The organism is Stutzerimonas stutzeri (assembly GCF_019090095.1).
Classification (GTDB): Bacteria; Pseudomonadota; Gammaproteobacteria; order Pseudomonadales; family Pseudomonadaceae; genus Stutzerimonas; species Stutzerimonas stutzeri_AN.
The window spans coordinates 1,668,513-1,680,503 of record NZ_JAGQFP010000001.1 but is presented as its reverse complement, the minus strand read 5'-3'; the positions used below and the strand labels follow the sequence as shown (position 1 = coordinate 1,680,503).

The 11,991-nt window shown below is 65.5% G+C and carries 13 protein-coding genes; 6 read left to right on the top strand and 7 right to left on the bottom strand.

The annotated features are described in order from the left end of the window. Positions 1-2 precede the first annotated feature (2 nt). Positions 3-623, bottom strand: a complete 621-nt coding sequence (locus KVO92_RS07335) for a cysteine hydrolase family protein (protein WP_217474941.1) — start codon at positions 621-623, stop codon at positions 3-5. Between the two features lie 119 nt (positions 624-742). Between KVO92_RS07335 and KVO92_RS07330 the strand changes: the two genes are divergently transcribed. Both KVO92_RS07330 and KVO92_RS07325 read left to right on the top strand, forming a co-directional pair. Beyond that, the gene (locus KVO92_RS07330) at positions 743-1,690 is read left to right on the top strand and encodes a helix-turn-helix domain-containing protein (protein WP_217474940.1); all 948 of its coding nucleotides are present in this window, start codon (positions 743-745) and stop codon (positions 1,688-1,690) included. Between the two features lie 118 nt (positions 1,691-1,808). Continuing rightward, positions 1,809-3,407, top strand: a complete 1,599-nt coding sequence (locus KVO92_RS07325; protein ID WP_217474939.1) for a putative bifunctional diguanylate cyclase/phosphodiesterase — start codon at positions 1,809-1,811, stop codon at positions 3,405-3,407. 39 nt (positions 3,408-3,446) lie between these two features. On the opposite strand, the gene KVO92_RS07320 is transcribed toward KVO92_RS07325, so the two are convergent. From KVO92_RS07320 to KVO92_RS07305, 4 genes are all read right to left on the bottom strand, one after another. Beyond that, positions 3,447-3,878, bottom strand: coding sequence for a VOC family protein (locus tag KVO92_RS07320; protein ID WP_217474938.1), 432 nt, complete (start codon positions 3,876-3,878; stop codon positions 3,447-3,449). A gap of 19 nt (positions 3,879-3,897) precedes the next feature. Further along, complete coding sequence (locus KVO92_RS07315; protein ID WP_217474937.1) at positions 3,898-4,317, bottom strand: YciI family protein; 420 nt, start codon at positions 4,315-4,317, stop codon at positions 3,898-3,900. 318 nt (positions 4,318-4,635) lie between these two features. After that, complete coding sequence (locus KVO92_RS07310) at positions 4,636-5,340, bottom strand: glutathione S-transferase N-terminal domain-containing protein (protein ID WP_217474936.1); 705 nt, start codon at positions 5,338-5,340, stop codon at positions 4,636-4,638. Positions 5,341-5,455: 115 nt separating this feature from the next. After that, entirely contained in the window at positions 5,456-6,694 is a 1,239-nt protein-coding gene (locus tag KVO92_RS07305; protein WP_217474935.1) for a M20/M25/M40 family metallo-hydrolase, read from the bottom strand. 163 nt (positions 6,695-6,857) lie between these two features. On the opposite strand from KVO92_RS07305, the gene KVO92_RS07300 reads away from it, so the two are divergent. The 4 genes from KVO92_RS07300 (at position 6,858) to KVO92_RS07285 (ending at position 9,821) form a co-directional block, all read left to right on the top strand. Then, on the top strand, positions 6,858-7,304 hold the full coding sequence (locus tag KVO92_RS07300) for an HIT family protein (RefSeq protein WP_217474934.1): 447 nt from the start codon (positions 6,858-6,860) through the stop codon (positions 7,302-7,304). Positions 7,305-7,400: 96 nt separating this feature from the next. After that, positions 7,401-8,411: an ABC transporter substrate-binding protein gene (locus KVO92_RS07295; RefSeq protein ID WP_217474933.1), complete on the top strand. Its 1,011-nt coding sequence runs from the start codon at positions 7,401-7,403 to the stop codon at positions 8,409-8,411. Further along, positions 8,408-9,169 (top strand): ABC transporter permease, encoded by a 762-nt coding sequence (locus KVO92_RS07290; protein ID WP_217474932.1) that lies wholly within the window; start codon positions 8,408-8,410, stop codon positions 9,167-9,169. Before KVO92_RS07295 ends, KVO92_RS07290 begins: the two co-directional genes overlap by 4 nt. Beyond that, entirely contained in the window at positions 9,162-9,821 is a 660-nt protein-coding gene (locus KVO92_RS07285) for an ABC transporter ATP-binding protein (RefSeq protein WP_217474931.1), read from the top strand. Before KVO92_RS07290 ends, KVO92_RS07285 begins: the two co-directional genes overlap by 8 nt. A 223-nt stretch (positions 9,822-10,044) precedes the next feature. Here KVO92_RS07285 and KVO92_RS07280 read toward each other — a convergent pair whose 3' ends face one another. Continuing rightward, a complete protein-coding gene (locus KVO92_RS07280; protein ID WP_217474930.1) occupies positions 10,045-11,310 on the bottom strand; it encodes a DUF445 domain-containing protein in 1,266 nt (421 codons plus the stop codon). A 113-nt stretch (positions 11,311-11,423) separates the two neighbouring features. Then, positions 11,424-11,819 carry a hypothetical protein gene (locus tag KVO92_RS07275; RefSeq protein WP_217474929.1) on the bottom strand — a complete coding sequence of 132 codons (396 nt, stop codon included), beginning with the start codon at positions 11,817-11,819 and terminating at the stop codon, positions 11,424-11,426. Positions 11,820-11,991 lie beyond the last annotated feature (172 nt).

Genomic DNA, 11,991 nt, shown 5'->3' with positions numbered 1-11,991 from the left:
CTTCAGACCTGCAAGGCGCGCTGGTTGGATTGATAGATGTTATCCGGCATCAGGCATTGACCGTCGCGTAGCGCTTCCAGCCAGTGGTCCGTGCTGACCACCGCGGCGAAGCCGGTATTCATCACCACGGTAAAGGCCCGATGGATCTCCTCGGCGCTGGCCCTGCCGGCCGCGTTCTCGTAGGGCAGCGAACCACTGGCGTCGTGCAGCAGTTCGACCCGCCAGCCCTCGTGGTGCGCCTGGAGCACGGTCGACGTGTCGCAGTTGTGCGTCATGTAGCCGACCACCGTCAGGGTGTCGACCTGCCGATCGCGCAACCAGGCAGCGAGGCCGGTATTGGTCAGGGCGCTGGCCAGGGACTTCTGCACCAGGTGATCGAAAGGGCGATGGGCGACTGTCGGGTGCAGGTCGGCCTGCTGGCTGCCACGCGCGAACAGCGGCGAGGTCTCCGCCGCCAGGTGCTGGACTACCACGATCGGAATGCCGGCGGCGTGGGCCGCATCCATGGCGCGGGCGATATTGCCGAGTGACCGCTGCACGTTGGGGTACTCGATGCGCAGGTTGCCGGTGACGTATTCGTTCTGCACGTCGATGACGATCAGGGCGCGTTTGGGTGGGTTCATCAGACTGTCCTCTGCGGGTGGGATGGACATCGATTGTGTCGTGGCCGGCGCGCATCGGTGAGTGGCCCGAATGACATCTTGCGCTAAGATCGGGCCAACTCACCGCGTCTGGAGCCGACATGCAGCCGCATCGCATCGCCGTGGTCGCCTTCGACCAGATCAGCCCGTTCCACCTCTCTGTGCCGTGCCTGGTGTTCGCCGGAGAAGGCTCGCAGGATCTGGGTTACGTCGTCGAGGTATGCGCCGCCGCACCCGGTCCCTTGCGCACCACCGCTGGCTTCGCCCTGCACGTCATGCACGGGCTGGAAGCGCTGGAACAGGCGCAGACGATCATCGTGCCGAGCTGGCGCCACGGCAATGACCCGCCGCCAGCCGTTCTGCTCGATGCACTGGTGGCCGCTCATGCACGCGGGGCGACCCTAGTCGGTCTCTGCCTGGGTGCTTACGTGCTGGCGGCGACCGGCTTGCTCGATGGCCGTCGTGCCACCACGCACTGGGCCTGCGTCGAGCATTTCAGCGCGCACTATCCAGCGGTGCGGGTCGATGCCGACGTGCTCTATCTGGACGATCACAACCTGCTCACCTCGGCAGGCACGGCGGCGGCCCTGGACTGTTGCCTGTATCTGCTGCGCAAGCATTGGGGCGCGGTGGTGGCCAACCGTGTGGCGAGGCGCTTGGTCATGTCGCCGCACCGCCAGGGCGGACAGGCGCAGTTCATCGAGCAACCCCTGCCGGTCCGGCGACGCGATACCCGCCTGGGTGAGCTGCTCGATTGGACGCGAGCCAGCCTGCACCTTCCGCACACGCTGGACAGCCTGGCCGAGCGGGTAGCAATGAGCCGGCGCACCTTTACCCGGCATTTTCGCCAGCACACCGGCACCACCGTTGGCAACTGGCTGCTGGCTGAGCGGCTGGCGCTCAGCCAACGGTTGCTGGAAGGCACCGACCAGCCCGTCGACAGCATCGCCTCGCTGGCCGGATTCGGCTCCACCGCCTCGCTGCGTCAACACTTCAGCAAGGCCTTCGGCGTGTCACCGCGTCACTACCGGCAGGTGTTTCGCGGCTAGAGTGACCGGCGGGTCACCGTTTCGCCTGATGGGCGGTCGTCAAGCTCCCGTCCGGTATGTCGATAGCTAGCGAAATGAATTCGTCAGCCCATTCGGCTGCTTCCAGGTAGTTTGGAACATGCTCGACAATCTCACCTTTCGCCTGTTTCGCCTAAGCCAGGGGACTATCGACCTGCTCGTGATCGCAGCCATCGGCATCGCCGCGCTGGGGCTGTTCATTGAAGTCGAACTCTACGAAATGATCAGCCGCTTCCACGCCGCCCACGAGAGCTGGGAGGCCGATGAGTTCTTCATGGCGTTGCTGGTGATCGGCTGGTGCGGCTTCGCGTTCGGCGCGCGCCGCGTGATCGAGCTGAAGAAGGAAATCCGCAGCCGCAAGCAGGCCGAGCTGGCTGCGCACCTGCTCGCCACCCACGACTCGCTGACGACGCTGCCCAACCGACGCGGCCTGGAGCTGAGTTTCGCGGGCGGCTTGCCACGCCTCGATGAGCCATTCTTCGTCGTCCTGTTCGACCTGGACGGCTTCAAGGCGGTGAACGACGTGCATGGCCACGCGATCGGCGACCAGTTGCTGCAGACCATCGCCCAGCGCCTGCGTATCGCCTTGCCCGAAGGCGATTTCGCCTGCCGGCTGGGCGGCGACGAATTCGCCATGGTGCTGCGTTCGACCAAGACGCCCGCGGCCGCCCTGCAACTGATCGAGCAGCTGGCGAGCATCATTTCCCAGCCGGTCGTTCTCGACTCGGTGCGGCTGGTGGTGCATTCGACCTATGGTGTGGCGCAGTTCCCGCAGGATGGCCAGGCGCTCGATGAGCTGATGCGCCGCGCCGATCTGGCGCTGTACCAGGGAAAGCACGGCGGCAAGAAGGTGATCCGGTTCTTCGACAACACCACCGACCAGCACCTCGAGGAGCAATCGCGCGCCGCCCAGCTGGTGCGCGAGGCGCTCGACAATGGCTACCTGCGCACCGTCTATCAACCCATCGTCAACCTGGCCGATCAGCGGGTGGTGGGCTTCGAGGCGCTGGCACGGTTGCACCATCCGGTGCATGGCGAAATCTCGCCGGTGCAATTCATTCCCGCGGCCGAGCAGAGCGGGCTGATCCGTGAACTGACGTCGACCTTGCTGGAGGTCGCCTGCACCGATGCGCTCGCTTGGCCGGCGCACCTGCAGCTGTCATTCAACCTCAGCGCGCACGACCTGCAGGATATCGATCTCCCGGAGCGGATCATGACCATCCTCGATCGGGTCGGTTTCCCGCCGCAGCGGCTGGAGGTGGAAGTCACCGAGACGGCGATCGTCAAGGACATACCCCTGGCCCGCAAACACCTCGATACCCTGCGGGCACTGGGCATCCTCATCGTCATCGACGACTTCGGAACGGGGTATTCGAGCCTGGCGCAGATCAGTCGCTTCAGCTTCGACAAGCTGAAGATCGATCGCGAGTTCATCAGCGCCATGTGCGACAACGACAAGGACGGCAAGATCGTGCGTTCGATGATCCACCTCAGCGATGGCCTGGCCATGCCGGCCATCGCCGAGGGGATCGAGAACGTCGGTCAGCTGGAGTGGCTCCATCGCGCGGGCTGTCATTTCGGCCAGGGCTACTACTTCAGTCGCGCAGTCGATGCCCAGGCGGTACAGGCGTTGCTGGACGAGGCGGCAGGCGAGCGGCCCGACAGCATCCGTGCGGACCACGACCGCGCCGCTGGCTGAGCGATTCGGCTGCCGCGTCGGCCCGAAGCGGACCGGGTGTCAGGCCGGCGAGTCGTGCTCGCAGTTGATCATCCAGGACACCCCGAAGCGGTCGACGAACATGCCGAAACGTTCGGCCCAGAAGGTCTTGTCCAGCGGCATCACCACCTGTCCGCCCTCGGATAAGCCCGCAAACAGCCGCTCGGACTCGGCGATACTGGCCGGATGCAGCGAGATCGAGCAACCTTTGATGCCCTCGTAGGGGCCGGCGCCGCAGGTGTCGCCAGGCATGGTGTCGGAGGCCATCAGCTGGTAGTCGCCCAGATTCAGGCACACATGCATGATTCGCTCACGGTGCTCGGCGGGAAAGTGCTCCGCTTCAGGCGCCTGGGCGAAGGTCATCATTTCCAGCGTACCGCCCAGCACGTTCTGATAGAGCGTGAAGGCCTCGCGAGCGTGGCCGTCGAACGTCAGGTAGGGGGTTATCTTCATGTCGCGTCTCCTGTTCGGGTTAGTGGGCGAGTCGTTCGCGCAGGCGTTCTTCCTGCTCGCGCAGTTCGGGGGTGAACTCCGCGCCGAAGTCCTCGGCTTCGAAGATCTGGCGGATCTCGATCTCCGAGTCGCCGATAGCCGACGCCGGGCAGCGCTTCACCCAGTCGATGGTCTGCTGCAGCGAGTCGGTCTGGAATATCCAGTAGCCGGCGATCAATTCGCGGGTCTCGGCAAAGGGACCATCGACCACCGATGTCCGCCCTTGGCTGAAGCGCACCCGCGCGCCGCGGCTGCTGGGGTGCAACCCTTCGCCACCGAGCATGACGCCGGCATTCACCAGTTCTTCGTTGTACTGGCCCATGGCCGCGAGCACTTCCTCGCTGGGCATCTCGCCCGCTTCGGTCTGCGCGTTGGCCTTGATCATCACTATGAATCGCATCGTCTGGCTCCTTCATCGAACGGATAACAGCCTAGTCGGGCATGCAGCAGTCCGCTGGCTCTGTTCAATGGTCGATTCGCAGCCGATGCAATCGACAGGCGCTGGAATTTTTTTCTGAGTGCGGCCGTTTTGTACGGAGCCGGCCAGGCTGTTTGCCGGATTTGCTCGGGCAGGTGCCGGCACGGCGTGAATCGCGCTCTGCGCCGGCAGAGCAGGGCAGGGGCGCTGTGCCTGCCCTGCCGTCAGGTTCGATGATTGATCGCGGCCAGGCGACTGCGTTTCGGGCCGACCCCGACCCCGACGAAACCAGACTCGGCATCAACCGCGTGGTGGAATATTCAATCCCTTGGCCACCGCCGGCCGCGCGACGAAGGCGTCGAGTGCCCGCTGCACGTTGACGAAGCGCTCGAACTCCACCAGATCACGTGCCTCGTAGAAGCCCACCAGGTTGCGCACCCACGGGAAGGTGGCGATATCAGCGATGCTGTAGCGCCCGCCCATGATCCATTCGCGGCCTTCCAGACGCTTGTCCAGCACGCCCAGCAGGCGCTGGCTTTCCGCGACGTAACGATCGCGTGGGCGTTTGTCCTCGTAGTCCTTGCCGGCAAACTTATTGAAGAAACCCAGTTGGCCGAACATTGGCCCGATGCCACCCATCTGGAACATCAGCCACTGGATCGTTTCATAGCGCGCCGCAGTGTTCTCGGGCATGAACTGGCCGGTCTTGTCGGCCAGATACAGCAGAATCGCCCCCGACTCGAAGAGCGCCAGCGGCTCGCCGCCCGGGCCGTCGGGGTCGAGAATGGCGGGAATCTTGTTGTTCGGGTTCAGTGAGAGGAATTCTTCGGAGAGCTGGTCATTGCTTTCGAAATTCACCAGATGGGCCTCGTAGGGCAGGCCGGTCTCCTCCAGCATGATCGATACCTTCACCCCGTTGGGGGTGGGCAGCGAATACAGCTGCAGCCGATCCGGGTAGCTGGCTGGCCATTTCTGGGTGATGGGGAACTTGGACAGGTCGTGCATGGGCGTCTCCGCAAGATGAACCAGAGGGTGAGGATAGCGGGTGCGCGGCGCTGTGGTCATCGCTCCGGCGAGGTGCCGTCTCCGTCGCCCCCCGCCGGATGCCTTCGCTGGCGTGCTATTGGGCAGCGGACAGGGCCTTGATCATCGCCACGGTCAGGTACAGGCGCGGCGCGATGCTGTCGAGCTCCAGGTATTCATCGTCCGAATGCAGGCCGGCGCCGACCACGCCCATGGTCTCCAGCACCGCTGGCGTGGCGCTGTCGGGGACGTAGGCGTAACCGGCATCGGTGCCGAAGCGCATGGCGATGGGCTCGATATCCTTGCCGATCTCGCCATAGAGTTTCTGCGCCGTCTCGGCCAAGGCTTCGGAGCCGGGATTCTTCGCCAACGGCGGGCGCCCTTTGTCGATTCGCACCTCCACCGTGGTGTCGTCGACCAGTTGCTTTTGAATGATGCGCTTGGCATCGGCCAGCACCCGGTCGTATTCGCTGAGGTCGGAGTAACGCATGTCCGCCTCCGCCTTGGCGCTGGCAGGAATGATGTTGCGCTTCTCGCCGCCCTCGATCATGGTCCAGTTGACCGTGGTGCCCTTGCTCGGATCACCCAGGTCGCGCAGCTGTACCAGTTGGTGAGCCAGCTCCATGACGGCGTTGCGGCCTTCTTCCGGCGCCGAGCCGGCATGTGAGGACTTGCCCTTCACCTCGAGCATCACCGCGTTGATGCCGTTGGTGGCGGTGGTCACCGCATCCTTGTCTGGCGGCTCGTAGGAGAAGACATAGTCTTGCTTGCGCGCCAGCTCGGCGATGATCTTCTTCGAGCCGGACGAGCCCATTTCCTCGTCCGGGTTGAACAGCACCGTGATGCTGCCGTAGTCGTCGAAGCCCTCGCGCTTGAGCAGCTCCAGCGCGTGCAGAATCATCGCCACGCCGCCCTTTGCGTCGGCAACGCCGGGACCATAGGCGCGCTGCTCGTCCACCCGAAACGGACGCTTCGAGGCGGTGCCTTCGCCGAAGACCGTGTCGTAGTGCACCATCAGCAGGAAGTCCTTGCTCCCCTTGCCCTTGAAGGTGCCGACGATGTTGTCGCCTGCCGATGGCGTCGCGGGGGTGGTGGTAACCTGCGCGCCCAGGGCTTCGAGACGCTTGACCAGCATCTGGCTGACCGACGCCAGACCCTTCTCCAGGCCTGTGCCGGTGTCGACGGACACCAGCGTTTTGACGGTTTCCAGGTAAGGCTTCTGCTCGGCTTCGGCCTGCTTGAGCAATTGGTCAGGCTTGAAATCGGCCGCCTGGCTGCCCAGCGAGAACAAGCACAGGGCGACGGCAGCGGCGAGCGGGGAACGATGGACGCGCATGGAAGCAACCTCGGTTCGTGTGGATGTGAAGTTGAGAGCGCTCGCCGTCCGGCATCGTTCCGGTGCCGCCGCGAATCGGGTCGTTCCGGAGCCGGATAGGTCTGGCCCGGCGCCGCGGCGCCGGCTATGGTTCGTGCTCCCACCCTGCCACGGAGCGCTCCACGTGTCCCTGACCACTGCCTACGATCCGCAAAACATCTTCGCCCAGATCATTCGCGGCGATGCGCCTTGCTACAGGCTCTACGAAGATGACGACGTACTCGCCTTTCTCGACCTGTTCCCGCAGTCGTATGGCCATGCCCTGGTGATTCCGAAGCGCTCTGCCGCCTGCAATCTCCTCGACGTGGATACCGAGGCGTTGTGCAAGGTGATGACGGTGGTGCAGAAGCTCACCCGGGTGATCGCCGACGAGTTGCAACCCGACGGCGTGCAGATCGCCCAGTTCAACGGTGCCCCGGCGGGGCAGACGGTGTTTCACATCCACGTGCACATCGTCCCGCGCTATGCCGGTGAGGGATTGGGTATTCATGCGGCGCACAAGGCCGAGCCGGCCGAACTGGAAAAGCTCCAGGCGCGCCTGGTGGAGGCGATTGCCCGCTTGGGCGTCTAACCGCATCGCGCTTGGCCTCCAGGCGCGACCAACGCAGCAGAGAAGGGGCACCAAAGTACTATTCGTGGGGCGCTGGCCGCTTCGTACCCTGCGGTCATGAAGCCTGCTCTGCTGCATCTCGTCCGCTTGCCTGCCCGTGTGTATCGCACGGTCGTTGGCCTGGTCTGCCTGGCGCTGCTGGGGTTGGTCGCGCTGCCGGCGCTGGCCGAAGACGAGGGCGGTGCGCTGCCGGTGCTGACGCTCAGCGTGTTGCAGTTCGGTACGCCGCACTGGGAGCTGGACCACCTCAAGCGTCACGGGCTGGACAAGGCCAATGGCTTCGACCTCCGGGTGCGCCTGGTGGCCGATCTGCCGGCCTCGCGTCTGGCGCTCAGCAGTGGCAGCGTCGACGGCGCGGTGAGCGATCTGCTCTGGGTGCAGCAGCGCTACGAAGCCGGAACCGCCTACCGCTACCTGCCGTTTTCCTCGCAGATCGGTGAAGTGCTGGTTGGCGCCGACAGCGACATCCGCACCCTGGCGGACCTGCGCGGCAAGCGCATCGGCGTGGCCGGCGGCCCGGATGGGCTCGGCTGGCTGCTGTTGCAGCGGGCCGCCGTGGCGCAGGGAATCGAGCTGGCGCGCGAGGCGTCCGTGCAATACGCCGCGCCACCCTTGCTCGGCCAGGCGCTGCGCCGCGGCCAGCTGGATGCCTTGCTGACGTTCTGGCACTTCTCGGCACGCATGCGTGGTGAAGGCGGGGTGCGCAGCGCGTTTCGCCTGGCCGACCTGGCCCGCTCGCTCGATCTCGACCCCGACCTGCCGATTCTCGGCTACCTGTTCGCCGATGGCTGGGCCCGTGAACATCCGGACCTGCTCCAGGGTTTTGCTCGGGCGCTGCGCCAGAGCAAGCGCCAGCTGGCCGCCGAGCCCGCGCAGTGGCACGCCATCCGACCACTGATGCGCGCGGACAGCGACGCGGTATTCGCCGCGCTGCGCGACAGCTTCATTGAAGGTATTCCCCAGCCACTGGACCAAACCCGCATCGAGGCGCTGCAGCGGCTGCTGGTCCTCAGCGGCGCCGAGCGTGCAGCGGTGATGCCCGCCGCGCTGTTCCAGAGCGAGCCGTGAACAGTTCCCGCTGGGCCTGCTGGTTGGCGCTACCGATACTCGTGGCCATCTGGAGCGTCGCGGCGCTGCTGGTCGACGCGCCGCTGTTGCCAACGCCGGCGGCCGTGTTGCACAGCTTCTGGCTGGCCGTGGAGAGCGGCGAGTTGCCCCATCACCTGCTGGTGACGCTGCGCCGGGTGGTGATCAGCTTCAGCCTGGCCATGGCGCTCGGCACGCTTCTGGGCGTCTGGATGGGCCGTTCGCGGACCGCCAACGCCGTGCTCGATCCGCTGCTGGTGCTGTTTCTCAACCTGCCGGCGCTGGTGACCATCATCCTGCTCTACGTCTGGTTCGGCCTGGTGGAGGCGGCGGCGGTGCTGGCGGTGGTGGTCAACAAGGTACCCAACGTCGCGGTCACGCTGCGCGAAGGCGCGCGCAGCCTGGAGCCCAAGCTCGAACAGATGGCCCTGGTGTATGGCTTCAGCCGCCGACAGCGGGTCGTGGACGTCTGGCTGCCGCAGCTGTTCCCCTATCTGATAGCGGCGACCCGCGGCGGCCTGGCGCTGATCTGGAAGATCGTCCTGGTGGTCGAGTTGCTGGGGCGCTCCGACGGTATCGGATTTCAGCTGCACATGGCGTTTCAGGTGTTCGATGTGGCGAGCATCCTGGCCTACAGCCTGGCGTTCATCGCCGTGGTGCAGTTGATCGAACTGACCGTGCTGCAACCGCTGGAACGGCGCGCCACGGGGTGGCGCAACGTCGGCGTGCGGCATGCTTGAGCTACGCGTCGAGGGTGCCTCTGTGGGGCATCCGGTGCTGGGCACTATCGATGTTCAGGTGCGGGCCGGCGACCGCATCTGCCTGCTGGGCCCCTCGGGTGTCGGCAAGACGACCCTGCTCAATGCCATCGCCGGGCTCGATCCGCGATTGAAGCCACGCGTCGCGGCGGGTTCGCCCCCGCGGGTCGGCTATCTGTTTCAGGAACACCGCCTGTTGCCCTGGCGTACGGTGCGGCAGAACCTGGCCATGGTCGGTGCCGCTGCCGCCGACATCGAGCGACTGTTGAACGAGGTCGGGCTGGGCGACGCCGCGGAGCGCCTGCCCGATCAACTGTCACTGGGCATGGCCCGGCGCGCGGCTCTGGCGCGCAGCCTGGCCATTCGGCCGGATCTGCTGCTACTCGATGAGCCCTTCGCTTCGCTGGATCCCGACCGTGCTGCCGAGCTGCGCGAGTTGATTGTCCGGCTGCTGGATGCACAGCCGTATATGGCGATGATCTGCGTCACCCACGATGCCCGCGACGCCGATCAGTTGGCCAACCGCCTCTGGTACCTCGCCGGCCGGCCGGCAACGCTGCGCTGGGACCGGCCGCTGACCGGCGATGCCAGCGCCAGCCATATCAGCGAAACGCTGCGCTTGCTCGGCGTTTAGCCGGTGATAAGCCACCCTAAAGCGCGAGCCAAGCCCAAGCCTGTGGGAGCGGTCTCGACCGCGATTGGGCGCGGCTCAGCGGCTTGCGCACCGCTGACTAGGCTTCGCCCGCGACACAGACTTATCAGAGAAAAGAGCGGCGATCATCACGGATACTGCACGCCTGAACAGCCTTTTTTCGCGGTCAAGACCGCTCCCACAGGGTCTGGCAAGCTGGCTGCATCTAACCGATGGCCAGCTGCGTCAGCGCGTGGAGCACCAGCCCGACCAGTCCGCCGACCAGCGTGCCGTTGATGCGGATGTATTGCAGGTCCTTGCCCACGCTCTGTTCCATCTGCTCGACCAGCTCGCGGCTCTCCCAGTTCTCTACGCGCTGGGCGATGTATTTGCCGATCTGCCCGCGATAGCGCTCGAGCATGCCGGGCGCCGCGGCAGTCAGCTGTTCGTTGATCCAGGTGCGCATGGAGGTGTCGGCACCGAGGGAGTCGCCGAGCCCCTGGGTCAGTCTCACGATGCGTCTGCCGATGCGTGAGTCGGGGCTGTCCAAGTCGGTCTGAAGCCAGGTGGTCAGTTCCTGCCAGAGGGTTTGCAGGTAGTCGGTGGTGGCCGGGTGTTCGAGCAGCTGGGCGACGATGCGCTCGATTTCCAGCCGATAGGCCGGGTCATGCTTGAGGCGTTCGATGTACTCGGCGACATGCTCATCGAAGCGTTCACGCAGCGGGTGCTCCGGGTCGTTGGCCACCTCGGCGATCACCGCTGAAACGCCGTCGACAAACTTGTTCGCCGACCAGCCGCCGACCGCCTTTCCCAGCCCCAGATAGCGCAGGGTGCGCACCTCGGCGGTGATGGCATCGGCCACCAGCGCGCGGGTGTCGTCGTCCTGCAGCAGCGCATCGAGCTTGATCAGCCCCTCGTCGAGCATCGCCTGGTGCTTGCCCTGGCGGGTGAGCATTTCCAGCACCTGGCCGCAAACCGGCGCAAGGTCGACCTTGCGGGCGCGGTCGAGCAGTTTCGCGCGGACGAAGCCTTGCACCCGCTCGTCGCGCAGCGAATCGACGCCGAAGCGCGCCATGCCGGTGAGCTGGCGGCCGACGGCTTCGGCATTGGCCGGATGCTGCAGCCACTTGGCCAGGCGCCCGCCAATGTCCAGCGCCTCGAGCTTGGCCAGCACCAGCGGCGTGGAGAGGAAATGGGTGGTGATGAATGTCGAGAGGTTGCGCCCGATGCGCGCCTTGCTACGCGGGATGATCGCCGTGTGCGGGATCGGCAGGCCGAGCGGGTGGCGGAACAGTGCGGTAACGGCGAACCAGTCGGCAATCGCGCCAACCATGGCGGCTTCGGCGAAAGAGGCGAGATAACCCCAGGCCGGATGGCGCGGCTCCATCGCGGTGGCGACGATGTAGAGCAGGGCAGCGAGGAGCAGAAGAAGCCCGGCCACCAGCTTCATGCGGGTGACCGGAGATTGCCAGTAGCGTTGCAGAGGGCTCATGCGATTCCTCTTGGCGTGGCGGGTGGAAGCGGCAGCGGTCGTGAGGATAACGGGCCTGCCTGTACAGCAGACCCGTCGCAGGCGGTGCGGGTTCGACCGCGGGTGGTGCAGGCTCAGTCTTCGGCGTCGTCTTCTTCGCGCAACAGCACATAGGTGCCGTCTTCGAGACGCTCGCAGACATAGAACATGGCGATGGTGCCGTCCGGCTCGGTCACCGCGGCGTAGTCGTCCGCCTCGACGGTGAAATAGCCCTTGGAGTCGGCGCCGGCCTCGCTGGCGAACAGCGCGGTGAAGAAGGCGTCTTCCGGCATGCCGTCGAAATAGTCGGCGCGCTCCTTGGCGTTCCATTCCTGCGGCGCTTCGAACGGGCCGGTAATGACGACGCGGGCATCGCCCATGTCGCGCTCCTCGCCGTCCGGATCGGTTTCATGGGCGCGGTAGATGGTGCACTCCAGCGCATCGGGGTGAGCCAGGATCGTCTCGCGCGAAGATTGTTGATTGGCAGGCATTGGGCAGCTCCGGTGCAGGTTGGTTGGGCGGCAGTGTGGTGGAGTCCTGTTGCCGCTGCAATCGCAACGTGCGCGCTTGGCTGTCGCCTGGCCGCGATCGGACCGCCGGCAAGCGAGGCAACGAACGCCGCGGGGCTAGAGCGGTTCCAATTGTCTGACACCCCACAGAAGC

Excerpts from the sequence above, each read along its gene's own strand:
- KVO92_RS07335 (WP_217474941.1), bottom strand. The coding sequence starts at position 623 with ATGAACCCACCCAAACGCGCCCTGATCGTCATCGACGTGCAGAACGAA.
- KVO92_RS07330 (WP_217474940.1), top strand. The coding sequence starts at position 743 with ATGCAGCCGCATCGCATCGCCGTGGTCGCCTTCGACCAGATCAGCCCG.
- KVO92_RS07325 (WP_217474939.1), top strand. The coding sequence starts at position 1,809 with ATGCTCGACAATCTCACCTTTCGCCTGTTTCGCCTAAGCCAGGGGACT.
- KVO92_RS07320 (WP_217474938.1), bottom strand. The coding sequence starts at position 3,878 with ATGAAGATAACCCCCTACCTGACGTTCGACGGCCACGCTCGCGAGGCC.
- KVO92_RS07315 (WP_217474937.1), bottom strand. The coding sequence starts at position 4,317 with ATGCGATTCATAGTGATGATCAAGGCCAACGCGCAGACCGAAGCGGGC.
- KVO92_RS07310 (WP_217474936.1), bottom strand. The coding sequence starts at position 5,340 with ATGCACGACCTGTCCAAGTTCCCCATCACCCAGAAATGGCCAGCCAGC.
- KVO92_RS07305 (WP_217474935.1), bottom strand. The coding sequence starts at position 6,694 with ATGCGCGTCCATCGTTCCCCGCTCGCCGCTGCCGTCGCCCTGTGCTTG.
- KVO92_RS07295 (WP_217474933.1), top strand. The coding sequence starts at position 7,401 with ATGAAGCCTGCTCTGCTGCATCTCGTCCGCTTGCCTGCCCGTGTGTAT.
- KVO92_RS07285 (WP_217474931.1), top strand. The coding sequence starts at position 9,162 with ATGCTTGAGCTACGCGTCGAGGGTGCCTCTGTGGGGCATCCGGTGCTG.
- KVO92_RS07280 (WP_217474930.1), bottom strand. The coding sequence starts at position 11,310 with ATGAGCCCTCTGCAACGCTACTGGCAATCTCCGGTCACCCGCATGAAG.
- KVO92_RS07275 (WP_217474929.1), bottom strand. The coding sequence starts at position 11,819 with ATGCCTGCCAATCAACAATCTTCGCGCGAGACGATCCTGGCTCACCCC.